Origin of the sequence: Hymenobacter artigasi (assembly GCF_012275535.1) — a bacterium.
GTDB classification, from domain to species: domain Bacteria; phylum Bacteroidota; class Bacteroidia; order Cytophagales; family Hymenobacteraceae; genus Hymenobacter; species Hymenobacter artigasi.
On the sequence record NZ_JAAVTK010000008.1, the window covers coordinates 1 to 23,563 of the forward strand.

The 23,563-nt window shown below is 61.4% G+C and carries 18 protein-coding genes and 1 pseudogene; 10 read left to right on the forward strand and 9 right to left on the reverse strand.

Features of this window, described 5'->3' with window-relative positions:
* The first annotated feature begins 216 nt into the window (after positions 1 to 216).
* A complete protein-coding gene (locus HBN54_RS13570; protein WP_168673762.1) occupies positions 217 to 2,130 on the forward strand; it encodes a DUF294 nucleotidyltransferase-like domain-containing protein in 1,914 nt (637 codons plus the stop codon).
* Between the two features lie 169 nt (positions 2,131 to 2,299).
* On the opposite strand, the gene HBN54_RS13575 is transcribed toward HBN54_RS13570, so the two are convergent.
* Entirely contained in the window at positions 2,300 to 2,737 is a 438-nt protein-coding gene (locus HBN54_RS13575) for a DUF4174 domain-containing protein (RefSeq protein ID WP_168673763.1), read from the reverse strand.
* 99 nt (positions 2,738 to 2,836) lie between these two features.
* Here HBN54_RS13575 and HBN54_RS13580 point away from each other — a divergent pair, with 99 nt between their 5' ends.
* Together HBN54_RS13580 and HBN54_RS13585 are read left to right on the forward strand one after the other, a co-directional pair.
* Complete coding sequence (locus tag HBN54_RS13580) at positions 2,837 to 5,554, forward strand: MGH1-like glycoside hydrolase domain-containing protein (RefSeq protein WP_168673764.1); 2,718 nt, start codon at positions 2,837 to 2,839, stop codon at positions 5,552 to 5,554.
* A 255-nt stretch (positions 5,555 to 5,809) separates the two neighbouring features.
* The gene (locus HBN54_RS13585; RefSeq protein WP_168673765.1) at positions 5,810 to 6,415 is read left to right on the forward strand and encodes an efflux RND transporter periplasmic adaptor subunit; all 606 of its coding nucleotides are present in this window, start codon (positions 5,810 to 5,812) and stop codon (positions 6,413 to 6,415) included.
* Between the two features lie 9 nt (positions 6,416 to 6,424).
* On the opposite strand, the gene HBN54_RS13590 is transcribed toward HBN54_RS13585, so the two are convergent.
* The 7 genes from HBN54_RS13590 to HBN54_RS13620 all read right to left on the reverse strand — a co-directional run bounded on the left by HBN54_RS13590 (position 6,425) and on the right by HBN54_RS13620 (position 18,052).
* On the reverse strand, positions 6,425 to 7,228 hold the full coding sequence (locus HBN54_RS13590) for a porin family protein (RefSeq protein WP_168673766.1): 804 nt from the start codon (positions 7,226 to 7,228) through the stop codon (positions 6,425 to 6,427).
* Positions 7,229 to 7,330: 102 nt separating this feature from the next.
* Positions 7,331 to 9,634 (reverse strand): beta-glucosidase BglX, encoded by a 2,304-nt coding sequence (gene bglX / locus HBN54_RS13595; protein ID WP_168673767.1) that lies wholly within the window; start codon positions 9,632 to 9,634, stop codon positions 7,331 to 7,333.
* A gap of 169 nt (positions 9,635 to 9,803) precedes the next feature.
* Positions 9,804 to 11,150, reverse strand: a complete 1,347-nt coding sequence (locus HBN54_RS13600; RefSeq protein WP_168673768.1) for a glucoamylase family protein — start codon at positions 11,148 to 11,150, stop codon at positions 9,804 to 9,806.
* A 106-nt stretch (positions 11,151 to 11,256) separates the two neighbouring features.
* Entirely contained in the window at positions 11,257 to 12,810 is a 1,554-nt protein-coding gene (locus HBN54_RS13605; RefSeq protein ID WP_168673769.1) for a RagB/SusD family nutrient uptake outer membrane protein, read from the reverse strand.
* Positions 12,811 to 12,819: 9 nt separating this feature from the next.
* Entirely contained in the window at positions 12,820 to 16,119 is a 3,300-nt protein-coding gene (locus HBN54_RS13610) for a SusC/RagA family TonB-linked outer membrane protein (RefSeq protein ID WP_168673770.1), read from the reverse strand.
* A 148-nt stretch (positions 16,120 to 16,267) separates the two neighbouring features.
* Entirely contained in the window at positions 16,268 to 17,299 is a 1,032-nt protein-coding gene (locus tag HBN54_RS13615) for a FecR family protein (RefSeq protein WP_168673771.1), read from the reverse strand.
* A 141-nt stretch (positions 17,300 to 17,440) separates the two neighbouring features.
* A complete protein-coding gene (locus HBN54_RS13620; RefSeq protein ID WP_168673772.1) occupies positions 17,441 to 18,052 on the reverse strand; it encodes an RNA polymerase sigma-70 factor in 612 nt (203 codons plus the stop codon).
* A 622-nt stretch (positions 18,053 to 18,674) separates the two neighbouring features.
* Between HBN54_RS13620 and HBN54_RS13625 the strand changes: the two genes are divergently transcribed.
* Positions 18,675 to 18,998, forward strand: a complete 324-nt coding sequence (locus tag HBN54_RS13625) for a hypothetical protein (RefSeq protein ID WP_168673773.1) — start codon at positions 18,675 to 18,677, stop codon at positions 18,996 to 18,998.
* 406 nt (positions 18,999 to 19,404) lie between these two features.
* On the opposite strand, the gene HBN54_RS13630 is transcribed toward HBN54_RS13625, so the two are convergent.
* On the reverse strand, positions 19,405 to 20,139 hold the full coding sequence (locus tag HBN54_RS13630) for a S24 family peptidase (protein WP_235955529.1): 735 nt from the start codon (positions 20,137 to 20,139) through the stop codon (positions 19,405 to 19,407).
* A 207-nt stretch (positions 20,140 to 20,346) separates the two neighbouring features.
* Between HBN54_RS13630 and HBN54_RS13635 the strand changes: the two genes are divergently transcribed.
* From HBN54_RS13635 to HBN54_RS13655, 6 genes and pseudogenes are all read left to right on the forward strand, one after another.
* Positions 20,347 to 20,607, forward strand: a complete 261-nt coding sequence (locus tag HBN54_RS13635) for a hypothetical protein (protein ID WP_168673775.1) — start codon at positions 20,347 to 20,349, stop codon at positions 20,605 to 20,607.
* A 2-nt stretch (positions 20,608 to 20,609) separates the two neighbouring features.
* Positions 20,610 to 20,897 (forward strand): DNA-binding protein, encoded by a 288-nt coding sequence (locus HBN54_RS13640; RefSeq protein WP_168673776.1) that lies wholly within the window; start codon positions 20,610 to 20,612, stop codon positions 20,895 to 20,897.
* Positions 20,894 to 21,325, forward strand: a pseudogene (locus tag HBN54_RS24140) (DNA cytosine methyltransferase); the annotation flags it as partial. The gene HBN54_RS13640 and the pseudogene HBN54_RS24140, both read left to right, overlap by 4 nt.
* Positions 21,326 to 21,362: 37 nt before the next feature.
* On the forward strand, positions 21,363 to 21,752 hold the full coding sequence (locus HBN54_RS23560) for a hypothetical protein (RefSeq protein WP_235955531.1): 390 nt from the start codon (positions 21,363 to 21,365) through the stop codon (positions 21,750 to 21,752).
* Positions 21,753 to 21,837: 85 nt separating this feature from the next.
* On the forward strand, positions 21,838 to 22,836 hold the full coding sequence (locus tag HBN54_RS13650) for a hypothetical protein (protein WP_168673778.1): 999 nt from the start codon (positions 21,838 to 21,840) through the stop codon (positions 22,834 to 22,836).
* Positions 22,799 to 23,563, forward strand: a complete 765-nt coding sequence (locus tag HBN54_RS13655) for a hypothetical protein (protein WP_235955532.1) — start codon at positions 22,799 to 22,801, stop codon at positions 23,561 to 23,563. Before HBN54_RS13650 ends, HBN54_RS13655 begins: the two co-directional genes overlap by 38 nt.

The following is a 23,563-nucleotide window of genomic DNA, read 5'->3' on the forward strand; positions in this document are numbered from 1 at the left end:
TTGCGACAAGCCTGGGCCGTGGTGGCAAACGAATGTGCTTTTGACCCGAATCATCATCTTTTAATTGCTTCTTAAACACAGTTCATGCTGAGCGCAGCGAAGCATCTCGCTTGTGATAGTGACTCAATCGAATGAATTAGTAATGCACGCGAGATGCTTCGCTGCGCTCTGCATGACGGTCTACTTTTACCCGTTAAACCTTCGATACTCTGCCCCATGAGCGAAAAACTCGATTTCCTGCGCACCGTGAAGCCCTTCGACCACCTGCCCGAAGACGTGCTGGCCGAAGTGGCCGAGGGCCTGGAAGAAGTGCGCCACCCCCGCGAGGGCGTCATCTACTACCAGGACGAGACGAAATTGCGCGGCCTCGACATCATTGTGGAGGGCGAATACGAGACGTTTTTCTACGATAGCCAGCAGAACCGGCGCGTGGTAGAATTCACCCGGCGGGGCGAGTGCTACGGCGGTATCTCACTGCTGCTCAATAAGAAGAAGTCGCTGCGTACGGTGGTAGCCAAGCGCCACACCCGCGTGTACTTCCTGCACCGGCGCGAGTTTCTGGCGCTGTGCCAGGGCTACGAGGGCTTCTTCCACTTCTTCACTACGCGCTATGGGCAGCGCATGCTGAACGAGGAATACGCCCACTTTGTGCGGCCTGCCACGAGCAGCGGCTCCAGTTACCTGGCTTCGGACCAGCTGTTTTCGCGCCGTATCGAGACGCTGGAGCTGCGGCCGCTCGACGTGTGCGCCGCCTACACGCCAATTCACGAAGTGGCCCGGCGCATGGCGGCCGCCCGCACCAGCTGCTACTTCATCACCAACGCCGACGTGGACGGCCATATCATCGGCTACGTCACGGATATCACGCTGCGCGACAAGGTGGTGGCCGCCTGCGCCGACGCCCACCAACCGGTCGAAACCATCGTGGATGCGCCGGTGGTCAGCATCAGCTCGCGGGCGTTTGTGTACGAGGCTATTTTGCTGATGTTCAGAACCAAGACGCGGTATTTGCTGGTGGAAACCGATGGCGAGTACGTTGGCTTCCTGAGCCGCAACAAGCTGCTGACCGACGACCAGGCGCAGTCGCCGTTCATCTTCATTCAGTCGGTGAAGCAGGCGCAGGCCGTACCCGAGCTGAAACGCCGCTGGGAGCAGGTGCCGGAAATGGTGTACCAGCTTCTGAACCGGGGCGTGAAGCCCGAAATCGTGAATCAGGTCATTACCACCGTGTCGGATGCCATTGCCCTGAAGCTGATTGAAGGGGCCATTGCCGAGCTGGGGCCGCCGCCGGCCAAGTTCGTGTACATGGTGCTGGGCAGCGAGGGCCGCAAGGAGCAAACCCTGCTCACGGACCAGGACAACGCCATTATCTACGAAGACAAGGCCAACGAGCAGCGCGAGCTGGTGCGCGACTACTTCCTGAAATTTGCCGAAATGGTGAGCGACCAGCTCAACGAAATCGGTTTCAGCTACTGCGATGGCGGCTTCATGGCTAAAAACCCGAAGTGGACGCATTCGCTCTCGCACTGGAAGCGCAACTACGTGGCGTGGATGACCGACTCGAACCCCGAAACCGGCATGCAGTTCGCCGCTTCCTTCGACTGCCGCTACCTCTACGGCGACCCCGCCATCATGGACGAGCTGCACGATTTCCTGGCCGTAGAGCTGCAAAAGCCGGTGGAGCGCTTCTTCCACCACATGGCCGTGAACGCGCTGCAATACGAGCCGCCGCTCACGTTTTTCAACAATATCCGCACCTTCGCCCACGGCGCGCATCAGGTGTTCAACCTGAAGAAAACCATGTCGCCCATCGTCGATTTGGTGCGCATGTACGCCCTCAAGCACCGCATTTTCGCCACCAACACCGGCGAGCGGCTGGAGGCTCTCAAGGCCCTGGGCATCTTCACCGAGCGCGAGGCCCACGAGCTGCTGCAATCCTACTACTACCTGATGGGCGTGCGCCTGAAAAAGCAAGCCGCGCAGATTATCAGCGACAACGTAGCTCCAGATAACTTCCTGGACCCCAAAACCCTGACCAAAGTAGAGCAGGTGACCCTGAAGGAGATTTTCAAGGTGATAGCCGATTTTCAACTGAAGATTAAGGTGGGGTTCACGAAGTCGTTGGGCTGAGCTGAAAATAGCCGCGCAGCGGCGGCAGGTTTGTAGAGAATCACGATTCAAGTGATTCAAAAGCCGCGTAGCGGTGACAGATTTGCGGGCGTTTCTGCCACCGCTACGCGGCTTAGTGGGTAAACGGTTATTGGAACTACAAACCTGTCGCCGCTACGCGGCTGTTGTTTTACTTTTTCCGCATTTCCTCGCGGCGCATAGGCATTTTGTCCACCACGTTGAACCAGGTTGTCGGCTCTACCGGGCGGCTGCTTTTCTCCTTCACTCCGCCGTCTTTGCCGATGAGCACGGCCGCGAACTGCGAGGGCGAGATGCCGGTTTTCTTTGTCAGGAACTGCTGGTCGGCAGCGGAAAGCTGGTTGTAGAATATTTCCAGTACGACGAAATCGCGGGCCATCATTCCGGCTTTTTCGGCAGCGAGCAGGGCTTTCTGGGCTTTGAAATCGGCTTGGTCGGCCGTGGGCGCGGCCAGCAGGAGCACGCGGTTTTTCCAGCGGTACTCGCGTAGGGTTTGTTCCAGCGGCATGGGTTTGGAGGTTTGGGCGGTGAATAAGAACAGGCTCAGCAGCAGGAGTGGGGCCGGAAGCAAAAAACGCAGTCGTTTCATAGGGAGTTGATTAAAAGCAGCGCGCTCATGATAACGGCTGAGCGCATTATAAGTGCCGTAAATTGTGCGCTCCCGCTGCTTTCGCTTCCTTTCGCCTTGATGAAATCAACTTCCTTCGCTACTGGTTTCCTGCTCACCCTCGGCCTTTTCACGGCCTGCCAGACCACGAAGCCTACCACTACCGACCCCGCCGTGCAAACGCCCATCTGGCAATCCGACGCCTACAGCCTCTACCGCGATAAAGTGGTGCAGGGCCCGCGCGAGGCCCGCGCCCTCTCCGCTACCGAGCTGGTGTCGAACTACGTGAGCCCGGCCAACGACCGGCAAAACCCGCGCATCGAGTTCAAGTTCAGCATCAATGGCAAGGACAATGAAATGGCTCCCGGCCTCAACCATTTGTTGGTGGCAGTGCCCCGGCCCGGCGGCGGGCCCATCGAAACGCCGCCCATCGTGTTCGGGCAGCGATACGTGGATGCCACGCCCGCCGCTGCCGATACTTATCTGGCCCCCAATACCGCAGTGAAAATCCGGCTGGATTTGCGGCCGGTGCTGGCGGATTTTAAGAAGCAGGGTTTCTACACCACGTTCAAGGGCGACAAGCTGTACCAGCAGGATTTCAAGCACGTTTATATTGCAGGGGGTACTGCGCCGCTGAGCTGGGATTTCGACAACCTGACCAACAAGCCGGAACTCGAAATGAAGGACCCGGACGGCGACGGCATCTACGAAGCCACCCTGACGCTGAACCAGCCCGCCGCCACCAAAACCACTGCTGCCAGCTGGAAAAAGACCATTAACACCGCCGATTTCCCGCACTATTCTTCCGACTACCCGCTGGCCGATGCCCTCTACAACCTGGCCCTGGAGGAAGCCCGCCGCGCCGTGGAGCCGGATAGCACCTTCCGCACCGGCAAGGAATGGGCCGGCGTGTGGACGCGGGATGTGAGCTATAGCATCATCCTCGCGCAGGCTTCCCTGCAGCCGAAAGTGGCCATGAAAAGCCTGATGCGCAAGGTGAGCCCCACCGGCCGCATCATTCAGGACACCGGCACGGGCGGGGCCTACCCGTGCTCCACCGACCGCATTATCTGGGCTACGGCAGCGTGGGAAGTCTACCAGGCCACCGGCAACGAGGCCTGGCTGCGCAAGGTGTACCCCATCATCAGGCAGAGCATTGCCGATGATGTGCAGAACGCCTACGACCCTGCCACCGGCCTGGTGCGCGGCGAGTCGTCGTTTCTCGACTGGCGCGAGCAGACCTACTCGCGCTGGATGCAGCCCGTGGATATTTACCAGAGTGAAAACCTGGGCACCAACGCCGTGCACTACCAGGGCAACATCGTGCTGGCCCAGATGGCGGCCCGGCTCGGCCAGCCCGGCGTGGCCGCCCAGCACAGGCGCCAGGCCGCCAACATCAAAGACGCCATCAACCAGCACCTGTGGCAGGACGACAAGGGCTACTACGGCCAGTACCTCTACGGCCGCACCGCCCTGGTGCGCTCGCCCAAAGCCGAGGCGCTGGGCGAGGCCCTGTGCGTGCTTTTCGGCATTGCCGAGGGAGAGCGGGCGCAGCAGGTGGTGAGCCGTACGCCCACCGTGCCCTTCGGTATCCCGTGCATCTACCCGCAGATTCCGGGCATCCCGCCGTACCATAATGATGCCGTGTGGCCCTTTGTGCAGAGCTTCTGGGCGCTGGCGGCCGCGCAGGCCGGCAACGAGGCGTCGCTCACCGAGAGCATGGCCGCCATCTACCGGCCGGCGGCGCTGTTTCTCACCAATAAGGAGAATTTCGTGGCCCGCAACGGTGATTATGCGGGCACCCAAATCAACTCCAGCAACACGCTCTGGAGCCTGTCGGGCAGCCTGGGGCTGGTGTATAAGGTGTTGTTTGGGATGCAGTACCAGGGCGAGCGGCTGGTGTTTCGGCCCTTTGTGCCGCAGGCGTTTGAGGGGCAGCGCCGGCTCAGTGGCTTCAGGTACCGCAAGGCGGTGCTCGATGTGGAGATGACCGGTTTCGGCAATCAGATTGCCAGCATCACCCTCGATGGCGAGCCGCTGCCCGATGCCGCCGTTTCGGGCGGCCTCACGGGGCGGCACAAGGTGGTTATCGCGCTCAGTGGCGTCGCCCCCGCGCCCCAGCCCATCAACCGCGTGCCCAATCGCGTGGCCCCCGAAACGCCCACCGTGGCCCTGGCCAACCGCCGCCTGAGCTGGAGCAAGGCCGATGATTCGGAGGAGTTTCAGGTGCTGAAGAACGGCCAGCTCGTGACTACCATAAAAGCCACCGAGTACATTGTGCCCGCCGGCCCCTTCGCCGTGTACCAAGTGGTGGCCGTAGACGACGCCAGCCGCGAGTCCTTCGCCAGCGAGCCGGTGGAAATTGGCGGCACGCCCCAGCAGATTCAGCTCGAAACCGTGGCCCCCAAAGCCACCCAGCTCTACAAAGGCTATTCCGGCAAGGGATTCGTCGAAATCTCGACCACCAAAAACCCGACCCTAACCATCCCCGTCACGGTGCCTGAAGGCGGCGATTACGCCCTCGATTTCCGCTATGCCAACGGCAACGGCCCCATCAACACCAACAACCAGTGCGCCATTCGCACGCTGCGGCGCGGGGCCGCGCTGCTGGGCACCGTGGTGCTGCCCCAGCGCGGCGTGGCCGAATGGAGCAACTGGGGCTTCTCAAACCCCATCCTCGTGCGCCTCGAAAAAGGCACCAACGCCCTCACCCTGGCCTACGAGCCCGCCAACCAGAACATGAACGGCGAGGTAAACCAGGCCATGCTGGACTACCTGCGCGTGCGCCGGGTGGAGTAGTTTCGCGCTCTGCTCTTTCGGAGCTGTACGTTGCTCTTTCGGAGTTGTACGCCAAAAGTCGCCCTGTTGCGGAGTTATACTCCGTCCGTGAATGGGCAGCGACCGGGAACTACAAGTCCCTGGCAGTGGGTGCTTTCGGAGTGCACCTCCGAAAGAGCAACGGGGTACAACAGAGTGGGGCAGCTACCGAACCGCTTTTACCGTATGCTGGTAAGTTTCGCCCGCGTTCCGGCTGCTGAGCCCCTCCCGAATCTTATGAAAAAACCACTCCTTGCCGTAGTCCTGTTGCTAATTGTCGTGGCCGTGGCGGGCCGTCGGTGGTGGTGGAAATCCACGGCTGAGGTTGCGACATTGGCCGCTGGCCCCGCGCCCGCCGCCGTTGTGCCCGATTCGACGGTCGTCATCCTAACGGGCCGCGTGGGGGCTGGTGGCACCGAGCCGGTACTGTCGCGCAAGCGCGGCCGTATCCGCAACGTGTACTTCAGCCCCGGCGAGTACATGCACCGAGGGGCCGTGATGGCCAAGCTGGCCGACTACAACTTCGTAGTAGCCCCGCACGACGGCTTTCTGGGCGAGCGGCAGGTAACGGTGGGCCAGTACGTGACGCCCGCCACCGTAGTCAGCACCATCTCGAAGCACGGCTACCTGCAGGTGCCGGTGGGCCTGCTGGCCAAAAAGAAGACGCACGTGCAGCCCGGCGATTCGGTACAGGTGTGGGCCACGGCCCGGCCCACCCGCGTGGTAACCGGTGTGGTCGCGCCCGCCACCGATACCACCGGCGGCATCACCCTTGAAATCCGGTTGCCCTCGCGGGCTCCGCTGCGTTTGGGCGAAGTGGCCAGCGTGCAACTGAAGCGCTAGTTGGTGCCGTCAGGGCTTCACAAATAACCAGTAAGCCAACGAGGCTTGAAACGCGCTGTTGTGGTAAGTGGCCGTAGTAACAGTAGTGCTGCCGGCATTGCCGGTAATCTGCTGCTCTTTGCCTAGGTTGCGCAGCCCTAGGCTGTAACCGATGTGAAGCACGGCCCGGCCGTACCCGTAGCCCAGCCCGCCCTGCACGCCGGCATCGAAGCGCTGGGTGTAGAATGTGTTGTTGTTGACGGAGTTGGCCCACGAGTCCACGTAAGCCGCAACGGTTCCGCTCGTTTGCGAGGAACTGCCGCCGCCAGAATGGGGCGTTGAGTAAAGGTAGCCCAGTGTGGAGGTGTAATGCCCGCCCAGCAATAAGCTCAGGTACGGCCCGGCAAATAGCTGGAATCCCTGGCCATCGGCCCGTTGGGTGTAGGCTATGTTGAGCGGCAGGGTGAGGTAGTTGAAACGGTACTCGTCTTTGGTGCTGTACGAGCTGTAATAGCGGCCAGGGATTCCGGTAATTCCAATAACAGTTTGTTCATCAGCGTACTTATCGTCGATTTTAAACCCCCTTTGCGAGAAGAGCAGCGCGGGCTGTAATGCCCAATGTCCCGTGCTGATGGATGCCATGGCGCCCACCTCAACGCCGGTGCGCGCCATGGTGTGGAAGCCATCGGGGCGGTAGTAGGTAGCGTAAGGAGTAGATGAAACATTAGCCCCAAGTTGGGGGCCAATACTAACCCGTACCTGCGCCCGAACGGCGGCGGCGGGTAGCGCCGCAACCGCCGCTACGGTGGCCGCAAGAAGTAGAAAATGCTTCATGTTGTGGAAGGAATGAAGTCGCAACGCGCATTGGCGCGTACCCAAGGCCTCGCCTCGGTGCCACAAAGTACTCAACCGGCCCGACAACACGCGCCGCTTGTTTTAGCGGGCTGCCAGCTTGAACGGCACCATCTGCACATCGCGCGAGTTGCCGCCCACCATCACCTGGAAATCGCCGGGCTCGGCGGCGAATTTCAGGTCGTTGTTGTAGAACTTCAGCGCGTCGGGCGTGAGGCGGAAGGTGAGGGTTTTGCTCTCGCCCTTTTTTAGCATCACCTTCTGAAAGCCTTTTAGCTCCGAAACCGGGCGGGAGATTGAGCCCACCAGGTCGCGGATATAGAGCTGGGCCACTTCTTCGCCGTCCAGGGGGCCGGTGTTTTGCACGGTCACACTCACGGTCAGGGTTTCGGCGGGGCCGATGGTGGCTTTGCTGACCGTGGGCTTGCCGTAGGTGAACGTGGTGTAGCTCAGGCCGAAGCCGAAGGGGTAGAGCGGCTCGTTGGGCACATCGAGGTAGCGCGACTTGTACTTGTCGAGCTTCGCGCCGGTGTAGGGCCGGCCGGTGTTTTTGTGGTTGTAGTAAATGGGTTCCTGGCCCACGGCCACGGGGAAAGTGGCCGTGATTTTGCCGCTCGGGTTGTAGGCGCCAAACAGCACGTCGGCGATGGCATTGCCCGCCTGCGTGCCCGCAAACCATGTTTCGAGGATGGCATCGGCGTTCTGGTTTTCCCAGGGCAGGGCCAGCGGGCGGCCGTTCATGAGCACCAGCACCAGCGGCTTGCCGGTGGCTTTGAGGGCCTTGAGCAGGGCCAGCTGCTGGCCGGGCAGGCTGATGTCGGCGCGGGCGGCGGCCTCGCCGGTCATGCCCTGGCTTTCGCCCACCACGGCCACCACCACGTCGGCGCTTTGGGCCACCTGCACAGCTTCTTTTATCATGTCTTCGGCGCTGCGTTTGTCCAACTCCAGCTCGCCGCCGTGGGCCTGCAGGCGGTCCAGCATCTGCTGGTCGTCGGCAATGTTGGCCCCCTTGGCGTAGGTGATTTTCAGGCCGGGTGCGGCGGCGCGCAGGCCCTGCTCTACCGATACCGCCTGGTGCCAGTCGCCGGCCCCGCTCCAGCTGCCGATGACGTCGCGCTGCCGGTTGGCCAGCGGGCCGATGAGGGCAATGCTGCCGGTTTTTTTCAGCGGCAGGGCGCTGCGGTCATTCTTCAAAAGCACCATGCTTTTGCGGGCAATGTCGCGGGCGGCGGCGATGAATTCGGGCTTCATCAGGGTGCTGGTGGCGCGCTCGGTGCTCACGTTGCGGTAGGGGTCTGTGAAGAGGCCAAGCTTGTACTTGGCTTCCAGAATGCGGCGGCAGGCGGCGTCAAGCTGGGCCTTGCTTACCGCGCCCGACTGCAGGTTTTTAGCCGTGTAGTTCAGGAATGACTCGCCCACCATGTCCTGGTCGATGCCCGCGTTCAGGGCCATAGCGGCCACTTGCTCGGGGGAGCCCATGCCGTGTTCCACCAACTCGGGAATGGCGGTGTAGTCGGTGGCCACGAAGCCCTGGAAGCCCCACTGCGTGCGCAGCAGGTCGGTCATGAGCCACTTGTTGGCGGTGGCGGGCGTGCCGTTCACGTCGTTGAACGACGACATGACCGAGCCCACGCCGGCCTCCACGGCGGCTTTGTATGGCGGCAGGTACTCGTTGTACATGCGCTGCTTGCTCATGTCGGTGGTGTTATATTCGCGGCCGGCCTCGGCCGCGCCGTAGAGGGCGAAGTGCTTGAGGCAGGCCATCACGGTGTTGGGTTGGGTCATATCGTTGCCGGGGCCCTGGTAGCCGCGCACCATGGCTTCGGCAATGCGCGAGCCGAGGTAGGGGTCTTCGCCGGCACCTTCCGAAATGCGGCCCCAGCGGGCGTCGCGGGCAATGTCCACCATCGGCGAGAATACCCAGTTCAGGCCGTCGGCCGTCGATTCCTCGGCCGCGATGCGGGCGCTCTGCTCAATGGCTTTCAAATCCCAGCTCGCCGAAAGGCCCAGCGCAATGGGAAAAATGGTGCGGTGCCCGTGAATCACATCGTACCCAAACATGAGCGGAATATGCAGCCTGGACTCCTTGATGGCCATTTCCTGGAGCTTGCGCACGGCAATGGGCGTGTAGGTATTAAACACGCCGCCCACCAGCCCTTTGCGGATGTTGGCGTCCACGTCCTTGCTCACCACCGGCCCGGTCACATCAAACCCCACGGATACGAGGTTGAGCTGGCCGATTTTCTCCTCCGTCGTCATCTTCGCCATCAGGCCGTCGATGTACTGCTTCATCTTCTGGGCGGAAGTTGCGGTAGGAGCGGGCTTTTTCTGGGCCTGGGCGGCGGGAGCCAGGGCGAGAGCAAGGAGAAGCAGGGGTATTAGTTTCATGCGGGAGGGGAATTTGGGAAGCGTTTGTTTATCAGAATAAGGTAGAACGTCATGCTGAGCGCAGTCGAAGCATCTCTACCGTGCAACTAGACTTGACGATTAGTTTACTATTGCGGTAGAGATGCTTCGACTGCGCTCAGCATGACCGTCCTAAGGTTGTTTCATTATGCTACTTCTTCAGCGCCGGGCTTTCAAAGCCCAGCTTGCCCAGGCCGCGCTGCACGTCGGGCGAGCTCATAAAGAGCTTCCAGAGCAGGCCTGTCCGGTAGTTTTCAATCATGCCTACGATGGGGCCCTGGTCGATGGCCAGGTAAGACTTCGCCTGCCAGTTGTGCTCCTCGCTGAAGCCATCGACGAAGCCGTATTCGCCCCATATTTTATCGCCGAGGTCGAAGTAAAAATGCTTTAACGCCCGCATTGACTGCTCGGGCGTGTAGGGGAAGGCTGAGAGCGCGGCGGTGGGCGAAATCACGCTCAAATCCTCCTTGGGATTGTGGGCGGCGTAGCCCTGGTAGCTGTCGGATGCCGTGAGGCCCCAGGTGTTGGGGCCGTAGCCCTTGAAGTGCTTGGGGTTCTCGACGCAGTACTGGTAGTTGATGAGCGTCTGGTTCTGGTTCTGCTGCCAGTAGTCGGCGTATTGGTCCTTGAGGCCGTGGGGGTTCAGGCCCAGAAAAGAGTAGTGGGTGAAGAACAGCGGCCCGCCGAAATCCGGCCCCAGCGGCAGCTTGATGCCGTAGTACTCCCGGCCGTTTTTGAACTCCGGCCCCGTGGCCCAGCCCTGGTCATACACGGGCTTGTCGATGGCGTATTTCGGGGCCGAGGCGGCCAGCACATAGGTTATCAGGCACTCGTTCCAGCCATGAATCTGGTGGTTCATGCTCCAGCCGTTGTTGGGGCTCCAGTGCCAGTAGAGCACGTTTTGGCCGCCCTGGGTTTGCCAACTCCACTCCACGTTTTCCCACATCCAGCCGATGTGGTTGCGCAGGTCGCGCTCTACGGCGCTTTCGCCGGTGAAGTACTGGCGGGCGCAAATCAGGCCTTCCATCAGGAAGGAGGTTTCCACGATGTCGCCGCCATCGTCTTTCGCCCCAAACTTGATAACCTTGCCGGTGGCGCCGTTCAGCCAGTGCGGAAATACGCCGTGGAAGCAGTCGGCTTTTTCCAGGAAGCGCACCATTTTGTAGATGCGCGTGGCGGCCTGCTCGCGGGTAATCCACTTGCGGTCGGCAGCCACCACGATGGCCATGATGCCGAAGCCAGTGCCGCCGGTGGTCACCACCTCGTTGCCGTAGTCGTAGGCCACGTTGCTGCGCTCGCGCGCCATGCCCGAAACCGGGTGGCCGAAATCCCAGAAATAGCGGAAGGTCTGCTTCTGCACCAGGTCCAGCAACTGGTCGTCAGTCAGGTTGCGGGGGCGCTGGCGTGGGTCGAAGGCGGCGGCTTTTTTGAGCGCGGGCTTTTGTTGGGCTTGGCAGTAGCCGGGTAGCAGGAGCAGCAGCAGGAGCAGGTGTTTCATAAATCGAGCGAATAGCTTTCCCGCAGAGGGCGCAGAGGGTTTCGCAGAAGTCGCAGAACGTTCTGCGTCTTCTGCGAAAACTTCTGCGCCCTCTGCGGGCTAAAAATTAATACCCCGGGTTCTGCTTCAGCAGCCCACCACTCAAATCAATTTGCGGCTGGGGAATAGGAAACAGCTCATTCTTGCCCTTGGTAAACGTCTTGCCCTGAGCGGCGAAAAGGGGCACGATGCGGCCCGGCGTCACGCTTTCCTGGCGCACGAGGTCGAAGTACCGGTCGTGCTCCAAGGCCAGCTCCACGCGGCGCTCCAGCCAGATGTTGGCCACGGTAGCAGTGCGCGAGCCGGCCGTGAGCCCGGCCCGCACGCGCACGGCGTCGAGGTCGGTTTGGGCGGCGGCGGCGTTGCCGAGTTGGGCGGCGGCTTCGGCATGAATGAGCAGTACCTCGCCGTAGCGCAGCACGCGGATGTTCTTGGGCAGGAAGTCGTTGTTGCCGCAGTTGGCTTCCTTGGTGCGGCTGTGGTAGGCCTTGTAGCTGTAGCGGAAATTCTCCACCGAGTCCTTGCTCGGAATGCGGAAACCGTCCCAGAGCACCGTGCCCGTAGAGCGCTGCCCGGCCGGGGCCGTGGGCTGAATGAAGATGATGCTGCCGGCCTTGCGCACGTCGCCGGGCTCGTAGGCATTGGCCAACTCGATGGTCGGGTTGTTGAAGCCGAAGCCCAAATCGGCCCAGCCGCCACGGCCGCCGGAGCGCGGCCCTTGGCTCACCACGTAGAGCTCCACGGCCGAGTTGTTGCACGCCGCGTTGATGCCAGTCTGCACCTCAAACAGCGACTCATTGCTGTTGGCCCCGGCCGCCCGCCAGATGTCGGCGTAGGGCGTAAACAGGCCGTAGGCACCCGACTTGCCCTTCACGATTTCATCGGTCAGGTCATAGGCTTTCTGGTAGTTTTTCTGGTAGAGGTACACCTTGGCCAGCATGCCCTGCGCGGCGGCCTTGGTGGCGCGGCCCACGTCAGTGGCGCTTTTCAGGGGCAGGTTGTCCACGCCAAACTGCAGGTCGCTGATGATGAGGTTGTAGATTTCGGCCGCCGTGGCCCGCTGCCGAAACTCCGGGCTGTTGGCCTCGGAGGGCAGCGGCACGCGGTCAAGCTTGGGCACGCCGCCAAACAGGCGCACCAGGTTGAAGTAGAAGTAGCCGCGCAGGAAGCGCACCTCGCCAATCAGCCGGTTTTTAGTGGCGTCGGGCGCGGTGCTGAGCGGGATTTTATCGAGGGCCTGGTTGGCGCTGGCAATGGCCTGGTAGTAGCCCTTCCAGGCGTTGTTGATGTTGCCGTTGGAGGAGGTCAGCGTGAGGTTGTCCACGGCCAGGGCGTCGCCGTAGTCGGTGGGCGTGCTGCCCTTGTCGGCATCGTCGGAGGCAATATCGGTGAGGATGACAAACTGCAGGCCGTGCACGTCGTTGCCGAAACCGCCCTGGTACATGGAGTTATACACGCCGTCGACGAGCTTCTGGGCCGTGCCGGGGTCAATGGCATCGGCGCTGAGCTGGCCCTGGGGCGGTACGTCGAGGTAGTCTTTGCAGCCGCTGGCCACTGCCAGCGTCAGGGCCAGCGCGGCCGTGCCGGCGCGGCGGGAAATGGCGGAGAAATGAGGGTTCATCGGCGTAGCTTATTTGAAGTTGACGTTCAGCCCCAGGGTCACGGTGCGGCTGGTGGGGTAGGAGTTCAGCTCGATACCCGAATCGAGGGGGCCGCCGGGCAGCTCCGGCGTGAAGCCGGTGTACTTCGTGACCGTGAACACGTTCTGGGCGGCCGCAAACACACGCACCGAGGCCAAATGGGCCTTTTCCAGGGCCGTGCCGGGCACGGTGTAGCCCAGCACCAGGTTGGTGAGGCGCAGGTACGAGCCCGATTCCAGGAAGTACGTCGAGTTCGGCATGCCGCTAATCAGCGACTTCGGGTTGGTGTTGGAGGGGTTGGCGGCCGTCCAGCGGTCGGTGGCGAAGCTGGCCTCCACGTTGTCGGTAATTGCGTTGCGGGCCCGCTTTTTGGCGTTGAATATCTTGTTGTTGAGGTTGCCCGAGAACACGAACGAGAAGTCCACGTTGCGGAAATTCAGCCCGCCATTGATGCCGAAATACACCGGCGGCTGGTACGAGCCGAAGTACTGCCGGTCGTTCAAATCAATTACGCCGTCGCCGTTGGTGTCTTCGTATTTCAGGCTGCCAATTTCGCGGGGCCCCACGTTGGATGTGGGCGATTTCGCGATTTCATCGGCGCTCTGGTACACCCCAATCACGTTGAGCAGGTAGAAGCTGCCGGCGGCCACGCCGTTGTCGGACTTGGTCACCAGGTTATCGCCGCCAAACAGGGCCTGCCCGCCGTTGAGGTTGGCAATGCGGTTTTTGTTGAAGGTCACGTTCGCCCCGATGTTGTAGCTCCAGTCGGTGCTGCTGCCGATGGCGGCGCGCCAATTCAGGGCCGCTTCCACGCCCCGGTTGGTGATGTCGGCCGCGTTGGTAATGTACTGGCCATCAGGGTCGCCGAATACGGCCTGAATGTTCACCGGAATCAGGGCGTTGGTGGTGCGCTTGTCGTAGTAGGTCACCTCGCCGGTCAGGTGGTTATCGAGCAGGCCAAACTCCAGGGCCGCGTCGTACTCCGTGGTGGTTTCCCAGTGCACGTTGCGGTCCTTAATCTGCCGGATGGCCGAGCCCAGCACGGGCTTGCCATTGAAGACGTAGGGAATGTTGGAATCCGTGGTCAGGATGTAGGTGTCGGCCGGAATCTGGTCGTTGCCGAGCTGGCCGTAGCTGGCGCGCAGCTTCAGGAAGCTCAGCGTCTTGTTATCGCGCAAAAAGTCTTCCTGCGAAATCACCCAGCCCAGGCCCAGCGACGGGAAAAAGCCCCAGCGCTGGCTGCGGTTGAACTTGGAAGTGCCGTCGTAGCGCAGGTTGGTGGTGAAGAGGTAGCGGTTGTCGTAGGCGTAGTTGATGCGGCCCAGCAGCGAGAGGCGGCGGTCTTTGGCGGCGTTGGCGTCGTTCGTGGCCGTGTTGGGGTCACCGGTGTTCAGGTACCACAGGTTGGGGTCGGCGGGCACGTCCTTGCGGATGCCCGAAAACACGTTGCGCAGGCCTTCCTCGGTTACGGTGCCGGCCAGCAGGGTCAGGTTGTGCTTCTCGTTGAAGGTGCGCTGGTAGGTGGCCGTATTTTCCCACAGGTAGCGGTAGCCGTTCACCTGGGTCACGGCCAGCTGGCTTTGCGGGTTGCGCTGGGCCCCGCCGGTGGTCAGGAAAGTGGTTTTGTCGTTGGCGAACTGGTACTGGTACACGCGGCGGTTGTCGGCGTTCAAATCCACGTTGATGGCCGAGCGCAGCGTGAGCCCTTCCACGGGCCGCACGTCGATGCCGATGTTGCCCTGCAAGCGGTTTTCCAGCGACTTGTTGTCGGTGTTCTCAATGTCGAGCACGGGGTTGCCCACGCTGCCAAACGCCGACGTGTTGCCGTACAAGCCGTCCACTTTGGCCGGAATAATCGGGGCCGCCCGGTAGGCGTTGCCATACGCCGTGGCAATGTTCACATCGCGCGTATCGGCGTGGCTGAACGAGGCGTTCGAGCTAATCGTGACCTTATCCGAGAGCGCAAACGACGTGTTCGAGCGAATGGTCAGCCGCTGGAACTTGTTGTTAATCACCGTGCCATCGTCCTGCAGCAGGTTGCCCGAGAAGTAGTATTTCACGTTCTCCGACGCTCCCGACACGGCCAGGTTGTGGTTCTGATAAGTGCCGCGCTTCAAGATTTCATTGTACCAGTTGGTCGAGCCCGAATAGTCCGGCAGCACCGTGGTGGGCGAAATATCCTTGAGGTAGCTGGCATACTGGCCGGCATCGGCCATTTTCACCAGGTGGGCGGCTTCCTTAAAGCCCGCCGTGCCGCTGTAGCTCAGCACCGGCTTGCCCAATTTGCCCTGCTTCGTGGTCACGATAATCACGCCGTTGGCCCCGCGCACGCCATAAATAGCAGCGGCCGAAGCATCCTTCAGCACGTCAATCGTGGCAATGTCGGCATTGCTCAGGTTGCGGATGTCGGTGGTTTGCACGCCGTCCACCACGTACAGCGGCTCGGCTCCGCCCAGCAGCGTGCCCGTGCCCCGAATCCGCACCTTGGGCTGGGAGTTCGGCGTGCCGTCGCTGATGATTTGCACGCCCGCAATCTTGCCCTGTAGGGCCTGGGTAGGCGTTTGCACGGGCTGGTTCACAATCTCGGTGCCCTCCACGCGGGCCACGGCCCCAGTCAGGTCCTGGCGGCGCTGGGTGCCGTAGCCCACCACCACCACCTCGCTCAGCGCCTTGGCATCGGGCAGCAGAGCCACGTTGATGCTCGTCTGGCTGCCCACCGCCACTTCCTGCGGCGTGTAGCCCACAAAGCTGAACACCAGCGTGGAGCCCTCGGGCACGGCCAGCGTAAACTTGCCATCCATATCGGTCTGGGTGCCGTTGGTGCCGCCCTTGATAACGACGTTCACGCCGGGCAGGCCCACGCCTTTCTCGTCCACCACGCGGCCCGTCACGGTGGCGTCGGCCCTGGTTTCATCGGCCGTAGCCGCGAGCGCCGGCCGCAGAATAATGCCGTCATCAATCACTTTGTAACTGATGTGCAGCGGCTCCAGGAGCTGCGCCAGCAGCTGGGCCAGCGGCTGCCCCACGGCATCGACCGATACCCGCCGGCCCGCCCCGATGAGCTGCCGGCTATATTGGAAATGCACGTTGGCCTGCGTTTCAATCTTGCTGAGCACGGTGGCCATGCGTTCGCCGCGGGCCTGCAGCGTAATGGGCTGCTCCATCAGGGGTTGCCCCGCCGAAGCCTGCGCGGGGCCAACGGTTGCAAGCAGGCACAGGGCCAGCCCCGGCACCAGCGCAAACCGCTGGCAGCGCCTCAGTAGCGGTGGGAATTGTAAGGGAGTAGGCATATAAGAAATTGGTTTGGTGGGAATTAGAAGATGGGTTGCTCTGCGATGAGCGGGCCGGGCCGCTTCAGCTCAAAAGCGCATTGGCAGTGCTGGAATCGATTGCAGTTGATGAAGTCATAAGCAGCAGGTTGGGCGAGCGGTAAACGGGCTACTCGACCTGGCAGGCCGGGCTATGAAAGCGGAGGTGGTCGCCGGCCTTTTCGTAGGTCGCGCCCAGCGTTTCGCAGATAATGTCGAGCTTCGTAAACAAGGGTTCGTTGCCCAGGCTCAGGTTGAGCGTGCAGTTGCGCACCGCCGCCGCATCGTACTCAATGCGCACGCCATAGGCCTTTTCCAGGGCCGCCAGCACCTCGGCCACCGGCCGGTCGTTGAACACGAACGACTGCGCCGTGAGCTGCGCCGGCTGCGCCACCAGCTCGCGGCGCAGCCGCTGCCCGCCCGCCGAGTATACCGCCTGCTGGTTGGGCAGCACCACCACGGTGGCCACCGCCACCCCGGCCGGGGCGCGGCGCTGGCTCACCCGCACGGCCCCGGTGTGCACCTGCACCTGCACATCGGCCGGCCCGGCGTAGGCCCGCACCCGGAAGCTGGTGCCCAGCACAGTAGTAACCACCTTATCGGTAAATACCGAAAACGGGTGTTGCTTATCATGAAAAACATCGAAAAACGCCGCGCCCGCCAGGTAGGCCTCGCGGCGGCCGTCTAGGCCCCGCCGGTACCGGAGCGTGCTGGCTGGGGCCAGCGTCACGGCGCTGCCATCGGGCAGGGCCAGCTGGGTTTCGCGGGCCGATGTATTGGCGTAAACCTTCCACACGGCTGGTTTTGTGGCGGTGGGCGGGGCCAGGACGGCCCATTTCGCGGGCACGTCCGTTACCTGCAGGCCCACCAGGCCCGCGCCCAGTATCAGCGCCGCTGCCGCCGCCCAGCGCACCCGGGCGGGCCACGATGACCACCCGCCCGGCAGGGCCGCCAGCGGCTCGGTGCCCGGGGCCGTTTGCCGGCTGATGCGCTGCCACACCGTGGCCATCAGCGCTTTTTTCTCGGTGGGGGAGAGATTGAACTGCTGCTCGGTGTCGAGATGGCGGTACCACGCCTCAATGCGTTGCGCTTCCGCAGAAGAGCATTTGCCCTCCTGGTAGCGTTGCAGCAGCTGGCGGAATTCGGATTTATCGGTGGCCATACCTCGAAAGTGGTGCTTAAAACAGTAGTCAATGAACCCGCCCGCATCCCTAATCCTACCACAAAAAAAAACCGCATCAAAGCCACCGATTGCCCAAGTGGTTTGATTTTTTTATTATGAATCTGTTTGGCTAACAGTAGCCTAGCGGAACATCAGCAATGCCAGCACTACCAGAAAATCTTTGAGCGAAACGCGCAGCTGCTTCAGCGCACGGGTAATGTGGTACTCCACGGCTTTGGTGGAAAGCTTGAGCCGGCCGGCAATTTCCGGCACGGTCTGGTGCTCGATGCGGCTGAGCTGAAAAACCTCCCGGGTGTGGGTCGGCAGGCGGGTCAGGCTCCGGCGCAGAGCCCCGGCCAGGTCGGTGGCGGCCAACTCCTGCTCGGTGCGGTGGTCGGCATGGGAGGGCTGGGTGCGGCAGTAGGCCAGGTAATCGGCGTGGGTAAGCCGGGTTTTGATAAGGTTGATGACGCGGTATTTCACGGCCGTGCCCAGGTATTCGGGCAGTTTCTGAATCGCAATTCCATCGCGCTTGTGCCAAAGGGCCGCAAACAAATCCTGCACAATTTCCTCGGCCGCCTCGCGCGAGCCCACTTTGCGGTACGCCTGCTCGATGAGGCCGAAGCCGTAGCGGCGGTATATCTCGGCAAAAGCCGGCTCACTCCCGCCGCGCAAAGCCTGCACCAACGCTGCATCGTCCCAGCTGGAGCAGGGTTTCGGCTTGAAAGGCAGTTGGTTATCGGAGGAGTGCATCGTCAGCAAGTAAGCCTGTATAGCGCAGCCGAAAGCCCACGCTGCCCCGGCCGAAACACCAGATACGAGCCAAGCCCGCTCAACGATAAACGTGGCGCTTGATAAAGCCGGGCCGGGCAGAATATTAGCAAATTTCTGTCACTTAGAGCGGTTTCAATGTTAGTATACGGATGGTTGCGATGCAACTCTTTTGCGTCGCTACCTCCTTCAATCGGCCATATGCTAATCTGAAAGCCGTTCTAATATCCAACCAGCACGGGCTGCCACTGTTCCGCGCCAGGCATTTCACCGGCCGGTCCTGGAATTGCACCATCATTATCCGGGCGGTTTTTTCCAGGGTCTGCCAGTTGTCAAAGGTCACAATGTAGCTTGTTCTACGATAAGCTACAAATGAGGTTAATTTATTGAACAACAAAGGTTTTAATTCAGAAATCGATTGTGGAAATACCTTAAAACAGGTTTCTATTAGTATGTATTTGTGTTATTTGATTGAATATTAGCTAAGTAGCATGTCTGAAATGCACAAGCATTGTCCTTTTATTTAGCTTCTAGACCGGCGTGTTTTGCCCTCGCTCTCCCTGACCGGGGCGCAATTTTCCACATTCCTTTTTCATTTACCCCTATGAAAAAAGCAAGCATGGTTCTCTCGCTCGTGACGCTGTTGGCCGGCGGTTATGCCTCCTCGGCCAGCGCGGCGGCGCTGGCACCCACCACCACGGCGGTCCGGGTTGCATTCCCGGACAATGAGTTTTTCTACGAAGGCATGGCCGACGGTATGTCTTTCGGCGACGCGGCCGCTGCCCAGTACGGCTACGGCACGCCCGATTTCAACGCGGCAATGAATGCCGAAATCGCCCAGGCCCAGGCTAATGCCCAATCTGCCGGCAGCTCCGACGAACAATACTACTGGTACGGCTACAAAACGGGCCTGCAACGCAAGCGGTAACCCAGCCCCAGGGACATGCCCTTATATATGTTCAAAAAATCCTCGTCCGTGCCAGGCGAGGATTTTTTTGTGCGTGTTAGGGGAGGTGTTCAAAGACCCGGCACCTGATTTTACGCAGCAACGGCGCCGCTCTGCCGGAAAAGCTGTCACTCATCGCAACTAAAAACGATTTTTGAAGCGCTGCGGCATTTCGTGCTTCGTATCAGTTGGCACAATTGAAGCCGCATGAGCAGTGTAACCTTCGCTCAGCCATTACCAGTGATGCTATTGGGCACAATAAAAAAGGCCTTCACATTGCTGCGAAGGCCTTTTTAGTAGTCCGTAGGGTGATACAACCACAGTTCCGAAAGGCACGGTAAACACTCTATTATCAGCCGCTTACTCACTTGGTAGCGGCGTCATTATTTCAATGGGGGGCGTCAGAGGGGGCGTTTTCAATTAAATGCCTCCGCACCTCGCCCCGGTCAAAGCCCAGCTGCTCGATGACTTCCCACAGCCGTTCCACCGTCACATCCGGCGCACTCGGGATGTAGCTGGAGACGTAGCCCCGCACGCGCCATAGCTCGATGATGTCGCGGGTTTCCATGCCGTAGGGCAGCCGGTGGGCGTTATCCGAATACAGCATCACCTCCACATCGTGTGACCGCAGCCTATTCTTGATGCGCTTAAGCATCACCGATTCGGCCGTGACCACCACATACACCTCGCCCGGCTCCAACAAGCGCAGCTCTTCCACCCGCGAGGCTACTACCACGTCGCGGTGATTAATCGTCGGGGCCATGCTGTCGCCGGCCACCTCAAACGCCCGGAACTCGCCCCGCTCAAAGCCCGGGATTTTGTAGGTGCCGAATTGCTGCAGATACACCGCTTCGTTGTGCGCCATTGAGTACCCTGCCTGTGCGGGAATAGGCACCAGCACGGTGTTTTCATTGCCCTTGTCGTCCACCGTCACCACGACCACCTTATCACCGCGCACAACCTGCTGTAGTGATAATGAACGATTGGGTGCATCCGCCGCCTCACCGCGTGCCATCGGTCCATTCCCAAGTAGCAGCCAGTCCGGCGACAGGTCAGGCCACACCTTCAGAAATTCCACCAGCGTTTCAAAACCAGGGCTGGTGCCTTGTAAGATTTTGTACATTTTGCTGGAATTTGCATACCCCAGCTTCTGCGATGCTGAATTGGCATTCAGGCCTTTATGGGTAAGCCAGGCCTCAATACGGCTGCTGGCGGCGTTGGCTAGGTCCATATTATTTGTAACAAAGCGTAATTATTGCGCTTTAGTGGGTGTATTTTTGTCCAACAGGGGCATTGATTACCAGTACAAATATACACAATTACAAACAACATGGAACATAATACAAGCGCCAACCCCACTTTGCGCGACATTTATGACCGGTTAGGCCCGCGCAATCAGTCGGTGAAAGACGTCCTCAAACTGCTGACCGACAGGGGTGTTAAGGCCAGTCGCGCCGGTATCTACCAGACCATCCACGGCCGGAGCCAGCGCCGGGAAGTAGTGGAGGCGTTTTTGGAAGTAGCCGAAGCCGAGTTCACGCGCCGCCGCCAGGCCGAGGAACGCACCCGCCAACTAGCCGCCTCCGAATAGCCATGCAGCCCGCTGTTATCCTATCCGCAACCGACTGGCAGGAACTGACTGAGCGGCTGGCCCGCCTCGAAGCCGCCGAGCAGGCCCGCGCCCTGGCCACCACCGCCAAGTCCGACGAAGTGCTGAGCACCAAAGCCGCCGCCGAGTACATCGGCCTGTGCGCGGAGGCCTTGCTACGCGCCCGCCGCACCGGCCGCATTGCCGGCGTCCGGCTCAACGAGAAAGATTGGGGGTTCCGCCGCTCCGTCCTCGATGCCTACCCCCGGCGCTACCACCGCGCCGCCGCATGAGTTCGGCCATCCTTACCCACGGAGCCCTTTGCAACGGCATTGGCGGCTTCGCCCTGGCCGCCCGGCGCGTCGGCATCCGCACCGCCTGGACCTGCGAGATAGACCCATTCTGCAACGCCGTCAGCCGCAAGCACTTTCCCCACGCCCACCAGTACCTGAACATCTACGATGTCCACCACCCGCCCCGAGTTGACATTATTTCCGCCGGCTACCCTTGCCAGCCCGCCAGCTATGCCGGGAAGCGCCGGGGCCCGGCGGATGACCGTTGGCTCTGGCCGGAAGTGCGCCGGCTTCTTGCACAGTGCCGGCCCCGCTGGTTTGTTGGTGAAAACGTTGCTGGCCACCTCACGTTGGGCCTCGAAGGTGTGCTGGCTGACCTGGAAGCCGAAGGTTTTGAAGTCTGGCCGCTTGTACTTCCAGCTTGCGCCGTCGACGCCCCGCACCGGCGCGACCGGGTTTGGCTTGTTGCCCACGCCCACCACCGACAGCCAGTACCAGCGCCGCCGGCCCTACGCCCAGGGCGGGATGCCGCTGGCCTTGGCGGTGAAGCTGCTCCCGACCCCGATAGCCAACGACGCGGCCAACCCGGCGGCTTACTCGTCCCGGCTCCGGAAGGCGAAAGCCTCCGGTCTGGCGGCCGAGACAACGAACCGGTTGCTGCCGACGATGACCACGGAATGGGATGGGTATTTACTCAACCCCCGCTTTGTCCTGGAGATGATGGGCTTCCCTGCCACTTGGTGCGACCTGACGGAAGCCGAGATGAAACAGGTGCGCCAGCAGATTCGGGCCACCGGCAAAAAGACCCGCGCCATTGGGCCCGCAACACCCTCAAAGCCGCTGGCAACGCCCTAGTGCCCACCATTCCTGAGCTCTTCTTTCAGTTCATCGCCGACTACGAAGCCGGCCGGACACCCCGCGCACCGGAGGGCGGCCAGCCGTGAATTTTATTCAGCACACCCGCGCCGCCCACTACCAGCTGGCCCAGCAGCCGGCGGCCACGCCGCATCACGTCAGCCTGTATTGGGCCCTGTTTTTCGCGTGGAATGCTGGCTTCTTTGAACGCGGCCTCGCCCTCGACCACGCCGCCGCCATGCAGGCCGCGCACATTGGCAACGAGCGCACCTACCGCGCCACCCTGCGCGACCTCGAAGCGTGGGACTTGCTCACCTACCAGCCCAGCCATTCCCGCCACCAGCCCAGCCGCTGCTACCTCACCGACTTATCGGGGGCAAAACTGCCCGAAGTAAAAACCGCTACCAGGGGCAAAAGTGCCCCCGGTAAAAGTGGCCTATCAGGGGCAGAAGTGCCCGAACCGCTTGGGGCAGAAGTGCCCCCGGTAGGCAGTTTATCGGGGGCAGAAGTGCCCGAACACTCCTTATATGATAAAACAGAAAGTATTAAAACAGTACATCAAAACAGCGCCGCCGCTCCGCAAAAAAAAATAGGGGAGAGGTTTCCCGGAGAAGGGCTGTCAGAAGCGCAGGTGCTCGATACTGAGCAGCCGCCCCCAGGCGCAGCCCCAAAAAAGAAACTTGCGCCAAAGAAAAAAGGGGTACAGGCCGACACCATCCGCGCAGCTGCCACCGCCGCCCGCGACGAGTCCCGTCGGCGCGCCCCGCTGCCTGAGCTCCCATTCCGCCAGGCCGCCATCTACGACTTCGAGGCCTTTACCGCCGCCTTCGCCGGCACCGATTACGCCCTGACCGACCTGCGCCACTACCACCAGCTCGTCGACAACTGGCGCGACAAGAAAACCGGCCTGCCGCCCCTGCGCCGCGATTGGGTCGCTACCTCCAAAAAATTCATGCTCAACGATGCATCTGACAACCGACTCAAACTCGCACCCGGCACCCAGCCCCACCAGCCTGGCCAGCCCGGCACCGACCCCGGAACACTCTTTGCTCGAACTGGCTACCGGTCCAAGTACGATACGTGAGTTGGCCAGCACCGCCAGCCCCGAGGCCCGCGCTCTGCTGGCCGAAGTGTCCATCGGCCTCACCGTGGCCCAGGCCACGGCCGCGCCCAAGCTGTTCCAGCTGCGCCACCGCTTGGGCGAAGCCGTGCTCATCAAGTTGCTGGTCGTTGTGCTGCGCGCCTTCATCGACTCGCTGCGCGTGCCCGACAAGCCCGATGCCGCCGACATTCTGGAGCTGGCCGACACGCTGGCCCACACCTACACCCACGATAGCCTGAAGGATATTATTCTGGCGTTGAAGGAGGCCCGTACCCTCGGCACCAAATTCTACCAGGCGATGGACGTGAGCACCCTTTACCGCCTTATCCAGGAGTATTTCACCCGCAAGGCTAGCTACCTCGAAAACCGCCACCTCGACCAGAAAGCCACCGGTACCAGCCAGCAGGCCGCCGACGTGAAGCTGTTGGGCGAAGCCGCCCCCCGGATGCTCGAAAACGTGGCCCAGCAGATTCCCGCCGACCACCCCAACGCCGAAGGCCTGCGCCAGAAGCTCACCATCACCAAAGCTAGGGCCCGCCGCGGCCTCATCACCCCCGAGGAAGCCGAGCGCCAGCGCGCCGAAGCCCGCCAGGCCACCGAACGCAAGCCCCGCCCGGACTGGAAAGCCAACCCCGGGGCCCAGAAGCTCATCGACAAGCGCCACCGGGCCGAAGATGCCCGCCTGATGGAAAAATACCGCCCCGAGTAG

Coding starts and splice junctions, on each gene's coding strand:
- HBN54_RS13570 (WP_168673762.1), top strand. CDS start 217: ATGAGCGAAAAACTCGATTTCCTGCGCACCGTGAAGCCCTTCGACCAC.
- HBN54_RS13575 (WP_168673763.1), bottom strand. CDS start 2,737: ATGAAACGACTGCGTTTTTTGCTTCCGGCCCCACTCCTGCTGCTGAGC.
- HBN54_RS13580 (WP_168673764.1), top strand. CDS start 2,837: ATGAAATCAACTTCCTTCGCTACTGGTTTCCTGCTCACCCTCGGCCTT.
- HBN54_RS13585 (WP_168673765.1), top strand. CDS start 5,810: ATGAAAAAACCACTCCTTGCCGTAGTCCTGTTGCTAATTGTCGTGGCC.
- HBN54_RS13590 (WP_168673766.1), bottom strand. CDS start 7,228: ATGAAGCATTTTCTACTTCTTGCGGCCACCGTAGCGGCGGTTGCGGCG.
- bglX (WP_168673767.1), bottom strand. CDS start 9,634: ATGAAACTAATACCCCTGCTTCTCCTTGCTCTCGCCCTGGCTCCCGCC.
- HBN54_RS13600 (WP_168673768.1), bottom strand. CDS start 11,150: ATGAAACACCTGCTCCTGCTGCTGCTCCTGCTACCCGGCTACTGCCAA.
- HBN54_RS13605 (WP_168673769.1), bottom strand. CDS start 12,810: ATGAACCCTCATTTCTCCGCCATTTCCCGCCGCGCCGGCACGGCCGCG.
- HBN54_RS13610 (WP_168673770.1), bottom strand. CDS start 16,119: ATGCCTACTCCCTTACAATTCCCACCGCTACTGAGGCGCTGCCAGCGG.
- HBN54_RS13615 (WP_168673771.1), bottom strand. CDS start 17,299: ATGGCCACCGATAAATCCGAATTCCGCCAGCTGCTGCAACGCTACCAG.
- HBN54_RS13620 (WP_168673772.1), bottom strand. CDS start 18,052: ATGCACTCCTCCGATAACCAACTGCCTTTCAAGCCGAAACCCTGCTCC.
- HBN54_RS13625 (WP_168673773.1), top strand. CDS start 18,675: ATGAAAAAAGCAAGCATGGTTCTCTCGCTCGTGACGCTGTTGGCCGGC.
- HBN54_RS13630 (WP_235955529.1), bottom strand. CDS start 20,139: ATGTACAAAATCTTACAAGGCACCAGCCCTGGTTTTGAAACGCTGGTG.
- HBN54_RS13635 (WP_168673775.1), top strand. CDS start 20,347: ATGGAACATAATACAAGCGCCAACCCCACTTTGCGCGACATTTATGAC.
- HBN54_RS13640 (WP_168673776.1), top strand. CDS start 20,610: ATGCAGCCCGCTGTTATCCTATCCGCAACCGACTGGCAGGAACTGACT.